Here is an 18,097-nt window from a genome sequence, read left to right as displayed (position 1 = left end):
TGCGCCCGAAGGTTGCTCACTGTGCGTAATCCGCTACCCCCCGTTCCGACCAACCTGCTCGAGATCGAGGTCGCGGGCGACCTGCGTCGCGGCGCCCCGACGGCCCGGCTGGTGACGGCGCCGGCCGACGACGTCGAGTCCGAGCCGCTGGAGATCGGCGGCGTCCGGATCACCGGCAAGGCGGGCGACGTGCAGACGGTCCCGGCCGACGGTCCCCGGTGGGTGGCGGGCCTGGGCGACGGCGAGCCGAAGCAGTACCGGAAGGCGGGCGCGGCGCTGGTCCGCGCGGTCAACGCGGCTTTGGCCGACGACGTCGACCACGGCGGCAAGGCGTTCCGCGCGGTGCAGCTGGAGCTGCCGGAGGAGGCGTCCGGTGAGCACGTCACCGAGCTGGCGCTGGGCCTGCTGCTCGGCGGCTACAAGTTCAAGGTGACCGGTTCCGATCCCGCGCCGTCCGTGCGGACGGTCCGGCTGGTGACGTCCGATCCGGGTGTCGGCGAGCTGGTTTCCCGGGCGTCGGTGCTCGCCGCGGCGACGGCGCTGACCCGGGACCTGGCGAACACACCGTCCAACGTGAAGACGCCGGCGTGGCTGGCGGACACGGCGGCCCGCGTGGCCGGCCCCCGCGTCGAGGTGTCGGTCCGCGACGAGAAGTGGCTGGCGACCCAGGGTTTCGGCGGCGTCCTGGCGGTCGGCGGCGGGTCGTCGCGGCCGCCGCGGCTGATCGAGATGGCGTACAAGCCGTCGGGGGCGTCCCGGCACTTGCTGCTGGTGGGCAAGGGCATCACGTTCGACACGGGCGGCCTGTCGATCAAGCCGGCCGACGGGATGCACTTGATGCGCACGGACATGGCGGGCGGCGCGGCGGTGATCGCGGCCACGCGCGCGATCGCGGAGCTGGGGCTCCCGGTCCGGGTGACGGCGCTGGTCCCGTGCGCGGAGAACCACGTGTCGGGGTCGTCGTACCGGCCGGGCGACATCGTGCGGCACTACGGCGGCAAGACGACCGAGGTCGGCAACACGGACGCGGAGGGCCGCATGGTCCTGGCCGACGCGCTGGCGTACGGAATCCGCCGCTTCAGCCCGGACACGGTGATCGACGCGGCCACGCTGACGGGCGCGATGAAGGTGTCGTTGGGTCTGCGAACGGGCGGGTTCTTCACCTCGGACACAGCGCTGGCCGCCTCGGTAGTGGCGGCGGGCGCGCGGGTCGGCGAGGCGTGGTGGCGAATGCCGCTGGTGGAGGACTACGCGGAGAACGTCCGCGGCGAGTTCGGCGACGTGCGCCAGACCCCGGCGGGCCCGGGAAGCATCACGGCGGCGTTGTTCTTGCGGGAGTTCACGGAGGGCCTGCCGTGGGCGCACATGGACATCGCGGGGCCGGCGCGGTCCGAGAAGAACTACGACGAGGTGGTCCCGGGCGCGACGGGCTTCGCGGCGCGGACGTTGGTGGAGCTGGCGGCTTCGCTGGGCTGAGGGGTCGTCCACAGGTCGGTTGGGCTGTGGACAACCCGCTGTTCGGGGCCGGTGTTGTCGGTGGGGGCCGATAGACTGGACTCGGGATCGCCCCCCAGGGACGGGCGGGGCTCCGGCGAAGTCGGGTGGGGCGGTGCTCCGCCCGGCACCACCGCCCGCGGGGCGCCGGGCCGGAGAGGCGCTTCGGCAGGATGCCGAGCTTCGGCGGTCATGAACGACTCGTTCATCGCATCCGGCGAGGTGAACGACTCGTGCATGCCAGCCGCCGCCTGAACGACTGCCCAGCGCCTCGCCTCGCCCCAAAAGCCGACACCAAAGGCAAGAGGCCCCCCGAGAACAGGCACCGACGAGAACCCAGACTCCCCCGCACCCCGATCCGAAGCCACAACACGGCCGGCAGCGCCGGGTCAAGGCATCTTTCCCGCCTTGACGCGGTGTTGCCGGCCGTAGTCACCATGACAGCTTCGGGGTGCCGGAAGGCGCTTTGGCAGGACAGCTGCCCCCACCCCACCTCACGCGACCCGAATGCACGTCCCCAAGCCCCGCCCCGCCCCGCCCCACACGCCATGACCCATTCCAGTCACCTGACGCCAGGGCTCCACCAGCCGGGCGGGGCGAGCACCACCGCCCGCGGAACGCTGGACCGAAGAGACGCTTCGGCAGAATGCCGAGCTTCGGTGGTTATCAACGACTCGTTCATCGCATCCGGCGAGGTAAACGACCCGTTCATGACGTCACCGGCCACCGGACCGGCCGCACCGATCCGACTTTGCCGGGACCCTGCCAGGGTTGGGCGGGGGCCTGTCCGGCGGCGGCCCTGCTGGCTTCAACCTCCGGCAGCCGTCGTCAGCACGTGGTCGCGAAAGCCCGCCACCGCCGGGGTCATCGGCTCCTCCGCCCGCCACACCAGCCCAATCGTCCGGTACGGCCGCGGCTCCAGCGGCACCTCTGCCACCCCTGCCGGCGTCCCCGGCCCGAACCGTGGCAGCAGCGCCACTCCCAACCCCGCCGCCACCAGGCCCCGCACCGTGTCCGACTCCTGGCCCTCGAAAGCGATCCGCGGTGTGAACCCCGCCGCCGCGCACAGTTCGTCCGTCAGCGTCCGGACCCCGTACCCCTGCTCCAGCAGCACGAACTCCTCCGGCTCCAGCTCCGCTACCCGCACCGAGCGCCGCCCCGCCAGGTGGTGGCCTGCCGGGACCGATAGCAGGATCTCCTCGTCCACCAGTCCCGCCGACGCCAGTGACGGCACCGATGGCAGCGGCGCCACCAGCGCCAGGTCCAGCTCGCCGTCCGCCAGCCGGTCGACCATGTCCTGCCGCGAACCCTGGACCAGCGTGAACCGCACCCCCGGGAACCGCGCCCGGTACCCGCGCAGCAGCGAAGGCACCAGCGACCGCCCGAGCAGGTGCAGGAACCCCAGCACCACGTGTCCCGACTCCGGCGCCACCTCCTCGCGCGCCAGCCGGACCCCGCTCTCCACCGCCGCCAGACCGCGTTCAGCCGCTTCCGCCAGCAGTTCCGCCGCGCGCGTGAGGCGGATGCCGCGGCCGTCCGGGACCGTCAGCGGCGCCCCCAGTGCGTCGGCCAGTGCCGCGAGCCGGCGGCTCACCGTCGGCTGCGGCACGCCCAGCAGCTCGGCCGCGCGTGTGATGTTCCTCGTCTCCCGCAGGGCGGCCAGCAGCGGCAGGTGCGGCGCCACCTGCGCCGACAGCGAGTCATACGTCACCGCATCGATTCTGCCAGTCAAGTGCATTAGACGTATTGGTTAGGCCTGCTTACTTTCAGGTGGTGACTTCCACGCGCCGAGTCAAGACCGCCGTAGCTGCGGCCGGGATCTCCTCCTTCGCCCTGCTCTACGCGCCGCAGCCGGTGCTGCCCCAGCTCGCCGCGCAGTACCACCTCGACCCCGGCGGCGCGGCGCTGGCGGTCAGCGTTGCGACCGGCGCGCTCGCCATCGCCGTCCTGCCGATCGCGGCGCTGTCCGAGGTCGTCGGCCGGCGGCCGGTGATCCTGACGTCGGTGATCGCGTCCGTCGTCTTCGGCCTGCTGCTGCCGCTGATGCCGACGTACCCGGCGCTGCTCGTCCTTCGCGCTGTTCAGGGCGTCGCCATCGCGGGATTCCCCGGCGTCGCGGCGGCGTACCTGGCCGAACGGCTCGGCCGCGCGGGCGTCGCGGCGGCCGTCGGGGCGATGATCGCGGGCAACACCATCGGCGGCATGCTCGGCCGGCTGGCCAGCGGGTTCACCGCCGGCCCGCTGGGCTGGCGCGGCGCGCTGTACGTCGTCGCGGGCGTGGGTGCGATCTGCTCGGCGATTACCGTCGTGACGCTGCCGCCGGGCACCCGCCCCCGCGGCGACGCGCAGCTCCGCGCCGTCGCGAAAGGCCTGCTCACGGCGTTGAGCAAGCCGGTCCTGCTGGCGCAGTACGCGGTCGCGCTGCTGGCGATGGGCTCGTTCGTCGCGCTCTACAACGCGGCCGGTTTCCGGCTGACGGGCGACCCGCTGGACCTGTCGCCGGCGATCGCGTCCCTGGTGTTCCTGGCGTACGCGACGGGCTCGGTGTCGTCTGCGGCGGCCGGGCGACTGGTGGCACGCGTCGGCCGCCGTCGCGCGTTGATCGGCGCGCTGCTGCTGACGGCCTTGGGTGCGGCGCTGACGTTGCCGGACTCGTTGCCGCTGGTGATCGCGGGTTTCTTGGTCCTGACGTGCGCGTTCTTCGCAGCGCACGCGGTGGCGAACGGCTGGGCGGCGGCGGACGCCCCGGAGAACGCGCGCGGGCAGGTGGGCGGCATGTACACGGCGACGTACTACCTGGGGAGCAGCGTCGGAGGGGCGGCGGGAGCGTGGGTTTACGGGCACGTGGGCTGGCTGTGGCTGATCGCGCTGGTGGCGGTGTGGCTGCTGCTGGCGGCGGCCGCGGTCGGCGTTGGCACGCGAGTCCACGAAGGGCGGCGCGAGCTGGTGAACGCTGCCTGAGTCGCCTCAGCTCGACCGGACAGGGTCCCCGCCAAGTCGCCCGGCTCAACTCTCCCGGCGCCGGACGACGGGGTAGCGCCCTGGCCAAACGTCTTGAATGAGTCATTCAGGACCTCGCACGCCCTGAATGACTCATTCAAGACAGCTGCTGAAGAGGTCGCCGACCTGCGCCCACGGCAATCCGCCGGGCTCGGAGTTTGCCGGGTCCCGCCAGCGGACGGCCCAGCGACGACACGTCCACCGCCGAAGCGGCCGGGACCACTGCGCAAAGCCCCCAGCCCCACCAGACAGCCCCCGCCACTCCCAGGCAGGGTCCCGGCAAAGTCGGATCGGTGCGGCGGGTCCGGGGGCCGGTGACGTCATGAACGGGTCGTTTACCTCGCCGGATGCGATGAACGAGTCGTTGATGACTATCGAAGCTCGGCGTCCCGCCGAAGCGCCTCTTCGGCCTGGCGTTCCGCGGGCGGTGGTGCCGGGCGGAGCATCGCCCCGCCCGACTTTGCTGGAGCCCTAGCGTCAGGTGACTTGAATGGGTCATGGCGTTGGGGCGGGGCGGGGCTCGGGGAACGTGCATTCGGGTCGCGTGAGGTGGGGGCGGGGCAGCTGTCCTGTCAAAGCCCTTCCGGCACCCCGAAGCTGTCATGGTGACTACGCCCGGCAACACCGCGTCAAGGCGGGAAAGATGCCTTGACCCGGCGCCGCCGGCCGTGTTCTGGCTTCGGATCGGGGTGCGGGGGAGCCTGGGTCCTCGTCGGTGCCTGTTCTCGAGGGCCTCTCGCCTTTGGTGTCGGCCTTTGTGGCGTGGCGTGGCGAGGCGGTGGGCAGTCGTTCAGGCGGCGGTGGCATGAACGGGTCGTTCGTCGCGTCCGACGCCGGGGTCCCGGCATAGTCGGATCGGTGCGGCCGGTCCGGTGGCCGGCAACGTCATGAACGAGTCGTTTACCTCGCCGGATGCGATGAACGAGTCGTTGATGACCGCCGAAGCTCGGCGTCCCGCCGAAGTGCCTCTTCGGCTCGGCGTTCCGCGGGCGGTGGTGCCGGGTGGAGCATCGCCCCACCCGACTTTGCCGGAGCCCCCGCCACTCCCAGGGGGGCGTCCCCGCTCCAGTCTATCGGTCCCCACCGACAACAGACCCCGCCGAAGCCCAGTTGTCCACAGCCGGAGCGACTTGTGGGCAACTGCTCAGACAGCCGCCGCGACCAGCAACCCGCCACCCACCGGCAGCAGCGCCGGCACCAGCCGTTCGTCCTCCCGGAAAGCCCGCGCGACCTCGCGCAAAGCCAGCGTCTCCGGATCCCGGTGCGACGGGTCGATCACCCTCCCACCGGCCAACACGTTGTGGAACGCGATGATCCCGCCCCGCCGCAGCAACGACACACCCAGCTCGTAGCACCCCGGGTACTCGATGTGCGCGGAATCGACGAACACCAGGTCGTACCCACCCGGCGTCAGCCGCTGCAGCACGTCCAGCGCGCGCCCGATGATCAGCCGCGTCCGGCCCGGTGCGTAGCCCGCCTCGCGGAACGTCGCGCGCGCCGCACGCTGGTACTCCGGTTCCACGTCGATCGAGGTCAGGATGCCGTCGGGGGCCATGCCGCGCAGCAGGCTCAGGCCGCTCACCCCGGCCCCCGTGCCGACCTCGACCACCGCCTTCGCGCACAGCGTCGCGGCCAGGAAGCGCAAGGTCGCGCCCGCACCCGCGCTGAGCGGGGTGCAGCCCAGGTCCTCGGCCCGCGCCCGGGCCGTGGACAGCACCTCGTCGTCGGGCAGGTACCCGTCGACGAACCCGGAATCGGCCGGTGCGGCCGCAGGGGTGGGCGTGTTCACGCACGGAGGTTAGCGTTGGTTGTCGATAAATCCGCGCAGGCTCCCTGGTAAGCACCCGGGGAGAAGTTCTCAGCCTGCTCTCAGTCCAGTCTCACTAGAACCATAAGGAGTCCCGACAGACTCAGTGAGGAACACGGGAACACCGTGCCGACGACCCGCGTTGGGTGGAGCAGACAGGAGTTACGCAGATGGAGGTGCCTGCTCCCGCGATGCAGAACGCCGTTGCCGAAAACGACGCCGACGCGGCTCAGCCCGTGTCCCTGGACGAGGCGGTTTGGACGCCACCGTCCTGGGACGAGGTCGTCCGCGAGCACAGCGACCGGGTCTACCGGCTCGCCTACCGCCTTACCGGCAACACGCACGACGCCGAGGACCTCACCCAGGAGACCTTCATCCGGGTCTTCCGGTCGTTGGCGTCCTACAAGCCCGGCACGTTCGAGGGCTGGCTGCACCGGATCACCACGAACCTCTTCCTCGACATGGCCCGCCGCCGCTCTCGCGTGCGGATGGAAGGCCTGCCCGAGGACACCGACCGCATCGTGGGCGACGACCCGAGCCCCGAGCAGGTCTTCTCCGACACGCACCTGGACCCGGACCTGCAGGCGGCGCTCGACGAGCTGCCCCCGGAGTTCCGCGCCGCCGTCGTGCTGTGCGACGTCGAAGGGCTGTCGTACGAGGAGATCGGCGCGACGCTCGGTGTCAAGCTGGGCACCGTCCGCAGCCGGATCCACCGCGGGCGCCAGGCGCTGCGGGCGTCGCTCGAGCGCCGGCGCGCTTACGCACCGGAGTCTGCGAAGGTGACGGTATGACAGCACCGCGAGGCTGGGGACTCCCCGAGTCGCACCTGATGCCGGACGCCGTGGTGGCGTTCGTGGACGGAGAGCTTTCGCACGGCGCCCGCGACCGCGCGGCGTCGCACATCACGCGCTGCGCGGCGTGCGCCGCCGAGGTGCGCGCCCAGCGCCAGACGGTCGAGGCGATCCGGCGCGCGTCGGCGCCGTCTATGTCGGCCGGGTTCCTGGCGAGCCTGCAGTCGATCCCGCAGCACACGGAGCTCCCGAGCACGCCGGACAACCTGGCGATCACGGCCGACGGCCAGCTGGTCGCGGTCCAGCGCCCCGACCGCGTGGCGGGACTGCGCGACACGGGCGTGCTGGGTGGTGTCGCGCCGTTGGGATCATCGGCGCCGCTGGGCCAGTCCCCGAACGTGGTGGGCGGGTTCAAGCGCCGTGCCGCGCAGGGGGCCGGCGTCGTGGTGTCCGGCCTGGTGCTGAGCGCGCTGGCCCTCGTCGGGACGACGGCGGACAGCGGTGACGGCGCGCCCGAGACCGGGGGAGGGGCGCCGCAACAGGCGAACCTGCTGCCGGCCCAGATGGCGGTGCCGCAGCCGGTGGTGCCGACGTCGACCCCGGTGAGCCCGACGCCCGCCGCGGTGCCGGCGGGTATTCGCTGAGACTTGTTCCCACGAAGGCCGTCATGAGGATTCCTCGTGGCGGCCTTCGGCATGTCCGGGCGGGTGCGTCGCAGGCAGCGGCCGGTCTCGGCGGGTCAGCCGACCGTCCCCAGGAGTGCCTTCCGGCTTGCGACCGGGCCGGGCACAGCTCGAGGAGCGCGGCGCGGCTGCCGAGGCGTCGTGAACGACTCGTTCACCGCGTCCGACGACATGAACGACTCTTTCGCGACACGTTCGGCGGGCCGCCTCTCGGTGCGTGGGAGTCGATGCCCGGAGATCGGCGGCCCGAATGTCATGAAAGGGTCGTTCAGGTCGTCAGGCGCGGTGAACGACTCTTTCATGAGGTCGCGGTGGCGCCGGCCGGCCGGACAAGACTCGGGCAACAGCCATTTCACCGCCGGACCGGCAGACTCGGAGCACTGGGCTTGGGTATCGTCACGCCCAGCCACCTGATCTTCTGCACCGGGGAATGATGACCGAGCCGAACGTGAATCCCGAGCAGCCCGGCGCGCGCGATGGCGAGCGGCTGGGGCCGCGGCCGCTCGCGCGCCCGGCCGTCGATCCCGCTCAGGCCGCCGTCTTCGGCAGGCCCACCGGCGTCGACGGTGCGTTCGACAAGCTCTACACCCCGCAGAAGCCCAACGGCGTCTCTCTCGCGCCGCCCGCACCCGAGTCGCTGGCCGAGGCCTTCCGGCGGCCGCCCGGGGCCGAAGGCGTGCTGCTCGAACGGCCGCGGGAAGCCACGGCGGAACCGAAACCGCACGATCCGCCCCTCTGGAACACCACCAGCGACCCCTGGCGCGATCCCGGCGCCGGAGCCGTCCTCGCCGGGCCCGCGATGCCCGCCGAAGACGAAGAAAAGCCCGCGAAACGCCCACCCGGCGCGCTGCTCAGCCTGCCCGAGGTGCTCTTCGGCCGCCGCGTGCAGCCGAAGGCGCTCGCGCTGCTCGGTGTCGTCGCGCTGCTCGTCGGGGCCGTCGGGGGGCTCGTCGGGTGGTGGGTCGCCGACACCGGGAACGAGCTCACCGGCTCCGCCACCATCTCCGAAGCCGAGGCCGCCAAGGAACGCCCCGCCGGCTCCGTCGCCGAAATCGCCAAGCGCGTCGCGCCCGCCGTCGTCTCGCTCGAGGTCTACAAGCCCGGCGCCGACTCCGGGGAGCAGGGCTCCGGCGTCATGATCGACCCGCAGGGCTACATCCTCACCAACGAGCACGTCATCTCGTCCGCGAGCGCCGACCCGGGCGTCAAGGTCACCGCCGTCTTCATCGACGGCACCCGCACCGAGGCCAAGCTCGTCGGCTCCGACCAGAAGACCGACCTCGCCGTCGTCAAGGTCAACGTCACCAACCCGACCGTCCTGCAGATCGGCAAGTCCGCGGACCTGCAGGTCGGCGACACCGTGATGGCCATCGGCTCGCCGCTGGCGCTGCAGAACTCCGTGACCGCCGGCATCGTCAGCGCGCTCAACCGCCCGATCACCGCGGGCGGCGACAACGGCGCCCCGCCGGTCACCTACGAAGCCATCCAGACCGACGCCGCCATCAACCACGGCAACTCGGGCGGCGCGCTCGTCGACGCCACCGGTGCGCTCGTCGGGATCAACTCCTCGATCCGCTCCTCCGGCGCCGACGGCGGCAGCATCGGCATCGGCTTCGCCATCCCGAGCGACTACGCGGTCAAGATCGCGAAGGCGCTGATCAAGGACGGCAAGGTCCAGCACGCCGACATCGGCATCAACGCGTCGTCGACGGTCGCCGGCTCCTCGACCATGGGCGCCCAGGTGAAGAACGTGGCGCCTGGAGGCCCGGCCGCGAACGCCGGCATCAAGGAGGGCGACGTCATCACGAAGATCGGCGGCCGCCTGGTGCGCGACTCGGCCGAGATGACGGTCGCGGTGCGCGCCCACGACGTCGGCCAGGTCGTGCCGGTGCAGCTGGTCCGGGACGGCGCGAGCTTCGTCGTCGACGTAACCCTGGCTTCCGACTGAGTTCCCGCGTTCGGCCTGCCGGAGCGCGGGCCGGGGCGGGTACCCTGGGCGGGTAGGTTCCGAGCGGAGGTAGACGGGTGTTCGACAGTGTCGGATGGGGGGAAATCCTCGTCCTCATCATCGCCGGTCTGTTCATCCTCGGCCCGGAACGGCTTCCCGAAGCGGCGTCCTGGATGGCGAAGAGCGTGAAGAAGGTCCGCGACTTCGCAACCGGCGCGCGGGAACAGCTTCGCGAGGAGATGGGCCCCGAGTTCGACCAGCTCCGCAAGCCCCTCGAAGACCTGCGCGGGCTGCGCAACTTCGACCCGAAGCGAGTGGTGACGCAGCACCTGTTCGACGGCGACGCGGACCCGCTCGGCATCAAGGGCATCACGAACGGCAGCCCGAATCTGGGCGGTACCAACGGTTCCAATGGGACGAACGGAACCAACGGCTCGAACGGCTATGCGGCGAGCCAAGCGAAGCAGCCCGAGCCGCTGAAGCCGGGGGAGCGCCCGCCGATCGACCCGGACGCCACGTAGGAACACCGAAGGCCACCTCCGCGCGGAGGTGGCCTTCGTCGTTCGGGCTCAGCGGCCCGCGGGGGTCACGTTCAGCATCATCCCGGCCAACCCGCGCGCCTTGACCGTCAGCTTCTTCGCCGCTTCCTTCAGCACCACCGAAGCCGGCGCCTCCGGCTCGGTCAGCACCAGCGGCTCGCCCGCGTCGCCCTGGGCCACCATGCGCGGGTCCATCGGGACCTGCCCCAGCAACGGCACCTCCGACCCGATCGACTTCGTCAGCGAGTCGGCCACCGTCTGGCCGCCGCCCGCGCCGAAGAGCTCCATGCGCTCCCCGGAAGGCGTCTCCAGCCACGACATGTTCTCGATGACCCCGGCCACCCGCTGACGCGTCTGCAACGCGATCGCCCCCGCGCGCTCGGCCACCTCGGCCGCCGCCTGCTGGGGGGTCGTGACCACCAGGATCTCCGCGTTCGGGATCAGCTGGGCCACCGAGATCGCGATGTCGCCGGTGCCCGGGGGGAGGTCCAGCAGCAGGATGTCCAGGTCGCCCCAGAAGACGTCCGCCAGGAACTGCTGCAACGCCCGGTGCAGCATCGGCCCGCGCCACACCACCGGCGTGTTGCCCGGGGTGAACATGCCGATCGAGATCACCTTCACGCCGTGGGACTGCGGCGGCATGATCATCGTGTCGACCTTGGTCGGCTTCTCGCGCGCGCCCAGCATGCGGGGGATCGAGTGGCCGTAGATGTCCGCGTCCACGACGCCCACCGACAGCCCGCGCGCGGCCATCGCCGCCGCCAGGTTCACCGTCACCGACGACTTGCCCACGCCGCCCTTGCCCGACGCCACGCAGTACACCCGCGTCATCGAGCCCGGCTGCGCGAACGGGATCACCGGCTCGGCCGCGTCGCCGCGCAGGGACTTCCGCAACTCGGAGCGCTGCTCGTCGCTCATCACGTCCAGCTCGACGCGCACGTCCACCACGCCCGGCAGCTTCGAGACCGCGTCGCGAGTGTCGTTCGTCAGCGTCGCCTTCAGCGGGCAGCCGGCCACCGTCAGGTAGATCCCGACGGTGACGACACCATCGGAAGCCACCGAAACGTCCTTGACCATCCCCAGGTCCGTGATGGATTTCCGGATCTCGGGGTCTTGCACGCTCTTCAGCGCGCTGCGGACGTCGTCGACGCTGGGGAGCTGCTGGGTGCTGGTCACCCCATCCATGTTACGTACCGGTAGGCGTACGGGACTTCTTGGGCTTTACGTCCAGGTCCTCCCGCAGCCGGTCCAGCTCGCTGCGCAGGTAGTCGCGCGTCGCGACTTCGCCGACCGCCAGCCGCAGCGCCGCCAGCTCGCGGGCCAGGTACTCCGTGTCCGCTTTCGTCTGCGCAGCCCGGTTCCGGTCCTCCTCCAGGGAGACGCGGTCGCGGTCGTCCTGCCGGTTCTGCGCCAGCAGGATCAGCGGCGCCGCGTACGCCGCCTGCGTCGAAAACGCCAGGTTGAGCAGGATGAACGGGTACGGGTCCCACTGCAGCGACAGCGCTGTGAGGTTCAGCACGATCCAGACGATGACGATCAGCGTCTGCCAGAACAGGTACTTGCCGGTGCCCAGGAACCGGGCGATCCGCTCGGTGAACCGGCCGAAGGTGTCCGGGTCGATGTTCAGCCGGAACCGCGCTTGGCTGCGGGGCTGGTCGAGCCGCCGTCCCGAAGTCGGTTCAGGCACGGTCTTCCTCCAAGGTGTCGTGCAGCCCGGTCTCGCGCCAGTCCTCCGGCAGCAGGTGGTCGAGGACGTCGTCGACGGTCACCGCGCCGATCAGGTGGTCCTCGGTGTCGACGACCGGTCCGCAGGTCAGGTTGTAGGCCGCGAAGTACCGCGTGACCTCGGCCAGCGACGCCCCCGGTTTCAGCGGCGGCAGCCCGGTGTCGACGGCGCTGGCGACCAGCTCGGCCGGCGGCTCCCGCAGCAGCCGCTGGAAGTGGACGACGCCGACGTACCGCCCGGTCGGTGTCGCCGTCGGCGGGCGGCAGACGAACACCATGCTGGCCAGCGCGGGCGGCAGCTCGGCGTTGCGGATGTGGGCCAGCGCTTCGGCGATCGTCGTGTCCGGGGTCAGCACCACCGGCTCCGGCGTCATCAGGCCGCCCGCGGTGTCCGACGAGTACTCCAGCAGCCGCTTGACCGGTGCGGACTCCTCCGGCTCCATCAGCTCCAGCAGCCGGCTCTGCTCGGCCGGGGCCAGCTCGGCCAGCAGGTCGGCGGCGTCGTCGGGGTTCATCGCCTCGAGGACGTCGGCCGCGCGCTCTTCGGCCAGGTAGGCCAGCAGCTCCTTCTGGTCGTCGTCCGGCAGCTCCTCGATGACGTCGGCGAGGCGCTCGTCGTCCATCGCGTCGGCGACCTCGTGGCGGCGCTTGAGCGGCAGGTCGCGCACGGTCGCGGCGATGTCGGCCGGGCGCATCGTGTCGAACAGCATGAGCAGCTGGCCCGCCCCCTGCGGCTGCGCGCCGAGGTCGGCCAGGCCCAGCCCGGCCACCTCCGACCAGGGCAGTACCTGCATCGCCGCGCGCCGGCGGCCCAGCCCGACGCGCCGCTCGCGGATGGCGAGCTTGGCGAGCACCCAGTCGCGGGTGCGGGTCGGTTCCATCCCGGCGTCGACGACGGTGATCCGCGTGTCCGACCCGGCGAGCGTCGCGTGCGCGTCGAGCAGCTGGCCGAGCACCAGGACCTCGTTGGGGCGCTGGTTGAACTGGCGCATGTTGACCGAGCCGGTCGCGAGCGTCACGGCGCCCGGCTCGATCGCGGTGACGCGCAGCATCGGCACGAAGACCCGCCGCCGGGTGGCCAGCTCGACGACGAGACCGAGGATGCGCGGCGGCTGGGCGTCGAGGCGCAGGCCGGCGACCAGGTCGCGGACCCGGCCGATGGACTCGCCGTCCGGCCCGAACACGGGCAACCCGGACAGCTGAGCTGCGAAAACCCTGTTGACCGCGGCCATGCCGCTGACACTATCGGCTGGCCGCCCAGGGAGCGATTTCCGCCACTGTGACGAACGCCGGGTCGTCGCTCTCCTCGCCGGATTCGAGCTGCTCCTCGATCATCCAGATCCAGTTCTGCACGGCTCGCACGAGCGTCCACGCGCGGGCCTTCGAAGCGTCGAGCCCGTGCGAAGCGACGATCAGCGCGAACCGTTCGTCCAGTGTGGACTCGGTGAAGCGGTTCCAGAACAACGGGATCACGCCCCACTCGAGGTCACCGGAGAGGGGCTTCGGGTCGATGACCAGCCACGGCTCGCGCGTGCCCGCCAGGACGTTCTGGAAGTGCAGGTCCTCGTTCACCAGCAGCTCGCCCGCCGACGGCCCCAGCTCGCGGCAGACCGCGACGGCGGCGTCGACCAGCCGCTTCTCGAACGGCTCGCCGAGTTCGGCCCAGCGGCGGGGGAGCTCCTCGACCAGCCCCGCGGCTTCGGTACGCAGGTGCCGTCGCATCGACGCCGGCGCGGGGACGGCCAAGCGCCGCGCCAAGCCGCCGATGAGCGGGATCGCCGAGCGCAGCGGGAGGTCGTCGAGCGTGCGGCCGGCGTCGAGCCGTTCGAGCAGCAGGACGCCGTCGTCCGGCGCGGACTCCAGCAGCAGCACCGCGCCCCGGCCGGCCCATGTGGACAGTGCGAGCGGCTCGTCGGCGGATTCTTCGTCGCGCCAGCCCAGTTTCAGCACCACCGGCGTGCCGTCGGGCAGCCGCGCGGGCTGGACGACGCCGACGTAGCCGTGCATCGCCTCGCCGTCGAACGTCAGGCCCCACTTCCGCGCGTACCCGGCGGCGAGGTCCGGCAGCGCCGCCAGCCACGGGACGGCGCCGGGGCCGAGCACCCGGGGCGCGCGAGCGGCGAACAGCGGCGGGACGCGGAGATCGTTCACCACCCCAGTCTGGCGGGCCGGTCCAGCGCATTTCGTCATGGTCGTCGCGGGCGTACGCTGGGTTTTCAGGGGAAAACGCAACCCCGGGAGCAGCCATGGTGGTGGAGATCCTCAGCGCCGTCGTCCTCGCGGGCGGGGTGTGGCTCGCGTCGAGCGTGCGCGTGGTGAAGCAGTACGAGCGCGGTTTGGTCTACCGGTTCGGCCGGGTGCGGTCGCGGGTCGCGGAACCCGGGCTGATGGTGCTGGTGCCGTTCGCGGACCGCCTGCAGAAGGTCAACATGCAGATCGTGACCATGCCTGTGCCCGCCCAGGACGGCATCACCCGCGACAACGTCACGGTCCGGGTCGACGCGGTCGTCTACTTCAAGGTGATCGACCCGGTCGTCGCGGCGGTCAACGTCCAGGACTACCGGTCGGCGGTCGGCCAGGTCGCGCAGACGTCGCTGCGCTCGATCATCGGCAAGAGCGACCTCGACGACCTGCTCTCCAACCGCGAGCGCCTCAACGAGGGCCTGGAGCTGATGATCGACAGCCCGGCGCTGGACTGGGGCATCCACATCGACCGCGTCGAGATCAAGGACGTCGCGCTGCCGGAGGCGATGAAGCGCTCGATGTCGCGGCAGGCCGAGGCGGAGCGGGAACGGCGCGCGCGCGTCATCTCCGCCGACGGTGAGCTGCAGGCGTCGCACAAGCTCGCGCAGGCGGCGGCGCGGATGGCCGACACCCCGTCGGCGCTGCAGCTGCGGCTGCTGGAGACGGTGGTGCAGGTGTCGTCGGAGAAGAACTCGACGCTGGTGCTGCCGTTCCCGGTGGAGCTGCTGCGGTTCCTGGACGCGCAGACACCCAAGCCGGCGGCCCCGGCGGCGCCCGCGGCTCCGGAGCCCGAACTCGAGCTGACGGACCCCAAGCCGGAGGCGAACGGCCACGCGACGCCGTCGCCGCGCAGCCCCGGCGACGCGGTGCTGCCGGCCGACTAGTCCAGCTGGCCCTTCGCGGCCAGGACGATCAGTGTCGTGAAGAAGCTGAACCACAGCGCGACCACGACGTAGCCGATGATCACGGCGGCCGTGGCCAGCCCGCGGCCGCCGCCTTCGCCGCGGTTCGTCTTGCCCAGCGCGATGTGGCCCATGATCAGCCCGGGGATTGCCGTGACGCCGGAGCAGAAGCCGAGGATCGAGCAGACCAGCGCGCCGGTCGCCAGCGCGTTGTCCTGCCGCTGCGGCGGACCCGGCACGTACGGCGGCTGGACGTAGGGCGCCGGGCCGCCGTACGGCTGACCGTAGGCCGGCGGGGGCGGCTGGTAGACCGGTTGGCCCGGCGCCGCGTACGGCGTGCCGGGGATGTGCGCGGCCGGGGTCTCGAACGACCCGGGCGGCAGCTCGGGGGCGACCGGCTCCGGAGCCGGCGGCTCGGGGAGCGTGCTGTCGCTCGCCGGCGGATCGTAGTTCTCCGGCGTGTAGGGCGCCGGATCCGCGGTGGGCGGCGGGTCGTAGGACGCGCGGTCCTTGCTCTCGGACGGGTCGGTCATGGCGGGTCCCCTCGATGCGTGCTGAGCCTCAATTTAACCGGTCAGCGGAGGAGCCCGTGTGCGACGCCGAGCCGGAAGAGCAGCACGAGCGCGACCGCGTTCAGCACGATCCCGAGGTAGCCCACGGCGAACGCGGCGATCGCGATGCCCCGGCCGGTGGCTTCGCCGCGCCCGGCCCGGCGGTGGGCGACGTGGCCGAGGACGATGCCCGCGAACCCCGCCGGCAGGCACCCCACGACGCCGGCGATCGAGCAGACCAGCGCTCCGGCCGCGAGCCCCGGTCCCGGCCCGCCGGGGTCCGGCTGGGCACCGTCGGCCGGGGACCGCCTGCCGAAGGGGTCGTCCGGGTCGTACGGGTGGCTCAAGATCGGCTTCCTCCGCGCGGGACTCTACGACGCGGAGCGTGAGCGCCCTCATAGCAGGGTTGGGGGATTCGGGTCATACTCACCGGTAACCCAGCGCCGGGAGCCGGCGTCGCAACCGGAAAGGGAGCCGTGATGGCCCGTCTCGCCCAGACCGCCGGCTTGACCGACGTGCAGTCGGAGATCCTCGCGACCGTCCGCTCGTTCGTGGACAAGGAGGTCATCCCGCACGCGCAGGAGCTCGAGCACTCCGACACCTACCCCGCGGACATCGTCGAGGGCATGAAGGAGATGGGCCTGTTCGGGATCACCATCCCGGAGGAGTACGGCGGGCTCGGCGAGTCGCTGCTGACCTACGCGCTGGTCGTCGAGGAGATCGCGCGGGGCTGGATGAGCGTGTCCGGCGTGATCAACACCCACTTCATCGTGGCGCACATGATCTCCCGCCACGGCACCGAAGCGCAGAAGCAGCACTTCCTGCCGCGGATGGCGACCGGTGAGGTGCGCGGCTCGTTCTCGATGTCGGAGCCGGACCTGGGTTCGGACGTCGCCGCGATCAAGACGAAGGCGAAGAAGACCGACGACGGGTACGTCATCGACGGCTCCAAGATGTGGCTGACGAACGGCGGCTCGTCCAACCTGATCGCGCTGCTCGTCAAGACCGACGAAGGTGCCGAGAAGGCCCACCAGAACCTGACGACGTTCCTCGTGGAGAAGCCGGAGGGCTTCGGCGAGGTGGCGCCGGGCCTGACCATCCCGGGCAAGATCGACAAGATGGGCTACAAGGGCGTCGACACGACCGAAGCGGTCTTCGACGGCTATCGCATCGGCGCCGACATGGTGCTCGGTGAGGCGCCGGGCAAGGGCTTCGCGTACATGATGGACGGTGTCGAGGTCGGCCGCGTGAACGTCGCGGCGCGGGCGTGCGGCATCGCGATCCGCGCGTTCGAGCTGGCGGTGGAGTACGCCCAGCAGCGCAAGACGTTCGGCAAGGCGATCGCCGAGCACCAGGCCGTGGCGTTCAAGCTGGCCGAGATGGCGACGAAGGTCGAGGCGGCCCACCTGATGATGGTGAACGCGGCCCGGCTCAAGGACTCGGGCGAGCGCAACGACGTCGAAGCGGGGATGGCGAAGCTGATCGCGTCGGAGTACTGCGCGGAGGTCACGCAGGACTCGTTCCGCATCCACGGCGGCTACGGGTACTCGAAGGAGTACGAGATCGAGCGCCTGATGCGCGAGGCGCCGTTCCTGCTGATCGGCGAGGGCACGAGCGAGATCCAGAAGACGATCATCTCCCGCGGTCTGCTGCGCGAGTACAAGTCCCGCAGCTGAGGTTTGTCGCTCTGTCGACAAACCCTGCCGGTCGGCGCTGTAGTGAATGACTCATTCATGTCGTCAGGCGACATGAATGAGTCATTCACGTCGTCTGGTGACCCGCCGCGGCCGCCGGCGACAATCGGCTCCGGCCTTTCGGGGTAAGCGGCTCGCACGGTCCGGGCGTTCTTGACAAGATGGACGCCCAGACCCACGAGTGCGCAGGTGATGATGGTGAGTAGTCCCTTCGGCGGGAGCCGGGCGCCCGGCAACCTGCCACGGCTGCCGACCCCGCCGACCGGCTGGCCGATCGGGTCGTACGCGACCTACGGCGAGGCGCAGCAGGCCGTCGACTTCCTCGCGGACAGCGAGTTCGCCGTCAGCGACGTCACGATCGTCGGGGTGGACCTGATGCTCGTCGAACGGGTCATCGGGAAGCTGTCCTGGGGTCGCGTGCTCGGCACCGGCGCCGTCTCGGGGGCCTGGTTCGGGCTGTTCGCCGGGTTGCTGCTCGGCCTGTTCGTCAACCAGGGCTTCGCGCTGCAGCTGCTGACCGGGCTCGTGCTGGGTGTCCTCTCCGGGCTGATGTTCGCCGCCATCGGGTACAGCATGTCGCGCGGGCGGCGGGACTTCTCCTCGGCGAGCCAGCTCGTCGCCGGCCGCTACGACGTCCTGTGCCAGCCGCGCACGGCCGAACAGGGCCGGGAGCTGCTCGCCAAGCTCGCCCTCAAACCACCCCCGGCGACGACCTGAAA

At 71.3% G+C, this 18,097-nt stretch carries 17 protein-coding genes; 9 read left to right on the top strand and 8 right to left on the bottom strand.

The window, feature by feature from the left end:
* Positions 1–21 precede the first annotated feature (21 nt).
* Positions 22–1,476, top strand: coding sequence for a leucyl aminopeptidase family protein (locus ACERZO_RS45760; protein WP_372672261.1), 1,455 nt, complete (start codon positions 22–24; stop codon positions 1,474–1,476).
* 826 nt (positions 1,477–2,302) lie between these two features.
* On the opposite strand, the gene ACERZO_RS45755 is transcribed toward ACERZO_RS45760, so the two are convergent.
* Positions 2,303–3,205 carry a LysR family transcriptional regulator gene (locus ACERZO_RS45755; RefSeq protein WP_444843246.1) on the bottom strand — a complete coding sequence of 301 codons (903 nt, stop codon included), beginning with the start codon at positions 3,203–3,205 and terminating at the stop codon, positions 2,303–2,305.
* A 62-nt stretch (positions 3,206–3,267) separates the two neighbouring features.
* On the opposite strand from ACERZO_RS45755, the gene ACERZO_RS45750 reads away from it, so the two are divergent.
* Positions 3,268–4,455 (top strand): MFS transporter, encoded by a 1,188-nt coding sequence (locus ACERZO_RS45750; RefSeq protein WP_372672259.1) that lies wholly within the window; start codon positions 3,268–3,270, stop codon positions 4,453–4,455.
* Between the two features lie 1,183 nt (positions 4,456–5,638).
* Here the strand turns inward: ACERZO_RS45750 and ACERZO_RS45745 are convergent.
* Positions 5,639–6,283: an O-methyltransferase gene (locus ACERZO_RS45745; protein ID WP_372672258.1), complete on the bottom strand. Its 645-nt coding sequence runs from the start codon at positions 6,281–6,283 to the stop codon at positions 5,639–5,641.
* Between the two features lie 209 nt (positions 6,284–6,492).
* On the opposite strand from ACERZO_RS45745, the gene sigE reads away from it, so the two are divergent.
* The 4 genes from sigE (at position 6,493) to tatB (ending at position 10,244) form a co-directional block, all read left to right on the top strand.
* A complete protein-coding gene (gene sigE, locus ACERZO_RS45740; protein ID WP_372672293.1) occupies positions 6,493–7,092 on the top strand; it encodes an RNA polymerase sigma factor SigE in 600 nt (199 codons plus the stop codon).
* Entirely contained in the window at positions 7,089–7,736 is a 648-nt protein-coding gene (locus ACERZO_RS45735; RefSeq protein WP_372672257.1) for an anti-sigma factor family protein, read from the top strand. Before sigE ends, ACERZO_RS45735 begins: the two co-directional genes overlap by 4 nt.
* 469 nt (positions 7,737–8,205) lie before the next feature.
* Positions 8,206–9,723, top strand: coding sequence for a trypsin-like peptidase domain-containing protein (locus ACERZO_RS45730; protein ID WP_372672256.1), 1,518 nt, complete (start codon positions 8,206–8,208; stop codon positions 9,721–9,723).
* A gap of 77 nt (positions 9,724–9,800) precedes the next feature.
* Entirely contained in the window at positions 9,801–10,244 is a 444-nt protein-coding gene (gene tatB, locus ACERZO_RS45725; protein ID WP_372672255.1) for a Sec-independent protein translocase protein TatB, read from the top strand.
* 48 nt (positions 10,245–10,292) lie between these two features.
* Here the strand turns inward: tatB and ACERZO_RS45720 are convergent, their stop codons facing one another.
* Genes ACERZO_RS45720 through ACERZO_RS45705 form a run of 4 tightly spaced genes read right to left on the bottom strand, consistent with a single transcriptional unit; the run spans position 10,293 to position 14,141 of the window.
* Positions 10,293–11,438 carry an Mrp/NBP35 family ATP-binding protein gene (locus tag ACERZO_RS45720; RefSeq protein WP_372672254.1) on the bottom strand — a complete coding sequence of 382 codons (1,146 nt, stop codon included), beginning with the start codon at positions 11,436–11,438 and terminating at the stop codon, positions 10,293–10,295.
* 10 nt (positions 11,439–11,448) lie between these two features.
* Positions 11,449–11,949, bottom strand: coding sequence for a DUF1003 domain-containing protein (locus ACERZO_RS45715; RefSeq protein ID WP_372672253.1), 501 nt, complete (start codon positions 11,947–11,949; stop codon positions 11,449–11,451).
* Positions 11,942–13,219 carry a magnesium transporter MgtE N-terminal domain-containing protein gene (locus tag ACERZO_RS45710; RefSeq protein ID WP_372672252.1) on the bottom strand — a complete coding sequence of 426 codons (1,278 nt, stop codon included), beginning with the start codon at positions 13,217–13,219 and terminating at the stop codon, positions 11,942–11,944. The genes ACERZO_RS45715 and ACERZO_RS45710 overlap by 8 nt, the downstream gene beginning before the upstream one ends.
* 10 nt (positions 13,220–13,229) lie before the next feature.
* Positions 13,230–14,141: an aminoglycoside phosphotransferase family protein gene (locus tag ACERZO_RS45705; protein ID WP_372672251.1), complete on the bottom strand. Its 912-nt coding sequence runs from the start codon at positions 14,139–14,141 to the stop codon at positions 13,230–13,232.
* A gap of 92 nt (positions 14,142–14,233) precedes the next feature.
* Between ACERZO_RS45705 and ACERZO_RS45700 the strand changes: the two genes are divergently transcribed.
* Positions 14,234–15,115: a slipin family protein gene (locus tag ACERZO_RS45700; RefSeq protein ID WP_372672250.1), complete on the top strand. Its 882-nt coding sequence runs from the start codon at positions 14,234–14,236 to the stop codon at positions 15,113–15,115.
* On the opposite strand, the gene ACERZO_RS45695 is transcribed toward ACERZO_RS45700, so the two are convergent.
* Both ACERZO_RS45695 and ACERZO_RS45690 read right to left on the bottom strand, forming a co-directional pair.
* The gene (locus ACERZO_RS45695; protein ID WP_372672249.1) at positions 15,112–15,666 is read right to left on the bottom strand and encodes a DUF4190 domain-containing protein; all 555 of its coding nucleotides are present in this window, start codon (positions 15,664–15,666) and stop codon (positions 15,112–15,114) included. The genes ACERZO_RS45700 and ACERZO_RS45695 overlap by 4 nt on opposite strands.
* Before the next feature lie 41 nt (positions 15,667–15,707).
* The gene (locus tag ACERZO_RS45690) at positions 15,708–16,031 is read right to left on the bottom strand and encodes a DUF4190 domain-containing protein (RefSeq protein WP_372672248.1); all 324 of its coding nucleotides are present in this window, start codon (positions 16,029–16,031) and stop codon (positions 15,708–15,710) included.
* 132 nt (positions 16,032–16,163) lie between these two features.
* Between ACERZO_RS45690 and ACERZO_RS45685 the strand changes: the two genes are divergently transcribed.
* Positions 16,164–17,360 carry an acyl-CoA dehydrogenase family protein gene (locus tag ACERZO_RS45685; RefSeq protein ID WP_372672247.1) on the top strand — a complete coding sequence of 399 codons (1,197 nt, stop codon included), beginning with the start codon at positions 16,164–16,166 and terminating at the stop codon, positions 17,358–17,360.
* A gap of 210 nt (positions 17,361–17,570) precedes the next feature.
* Positions 17,571–18,095: a general stress protein gene (locus ACERZO_RS45680; protein ID WP_372672246.1), complete on the top strand. Its 525-nt coding sequence runs from the start codon at positions 17,571–17,573 to the stop codon at positions 18,093–18,095.
* Positions 18,096–18,097: the final 2 nt, after the last annotated feature.

Source organism: Amycolatopsis kentuckyensis, from assembly GCF_041679295.1.
GTDB classification, from domain to species: domain Bacteria; phylum Actinomycetota; class Actinomycetes; order Mycobacteriales; family Pseudonocardiaceae; genus Amycolatopsis; species Amycolatopsis kentuckyensis_A.
This window is presented reverse-complemented; position numbering and strand designations above follow the sequence as displayed.

Excerpts from the sequence above, each read along its gene's own strand:
- sigE (WP_372672293.1), top strand. The coding sequence starts at position 6,493 with ATGCAGAACGCCGTTGCCGAAAACGACGCCGACGCGGCTCAGCCCGTG.
- ACERZO_RS45735 (WP_372672257.1), top strand. The coding sequence starts at position 7,089 with ATGACAGCACCGCGAGGCTGGGGACTCCCCGAGTCGCACCTGATGCCG.
- ACERZO_RS45730 (WP_372672256.1), top strand. The coding sequence starts at position 8,206 with ATGATGACCGAGCCGAACGTGAATCCCGAGCAGCCCGGCGCGCGCGAT.
- ACERZO_RS45710 (WP_372672252.1), bottom strand. The coding sequence starts at position 13,219 with ATGGCCGCGGTCAACAGGGTTTTCGCAGCTCAGCTGTCCGGGTTGCCC.
- ACERZO_RS45700 (WP_372672250.1), top strand. The coding sequence starts at position 14,234 with ATGGTGGTGGAGATCCTCAGCGCCGTCGTCCTCGCGGGCGGGGTGTGG.
- ACERZO_RS45695 (WP_372672249.1), bottom strand. The coding sequence starts at position 15,666 with ATGACCGACCCGTCCGAGAGCAAGGACCGCGCGTCCTACGACCCGCCG.
- ACERZO_RS45685 (WP_372672247.1), top strand. The coding sequence starts at position 16,164 with ATGGCCCGTCTCGCCCAGACCGCCGGCTTGACCGACGTGCAGTCGGAG.
- ACERZO_RS45680 (WP_372672246.1), top strand. The coding sequence starts at position 17,571 with ATGATGGTGAGTAGTCCCTTCGGCGGGAGCCGGGCGCCCGGCAACCTG.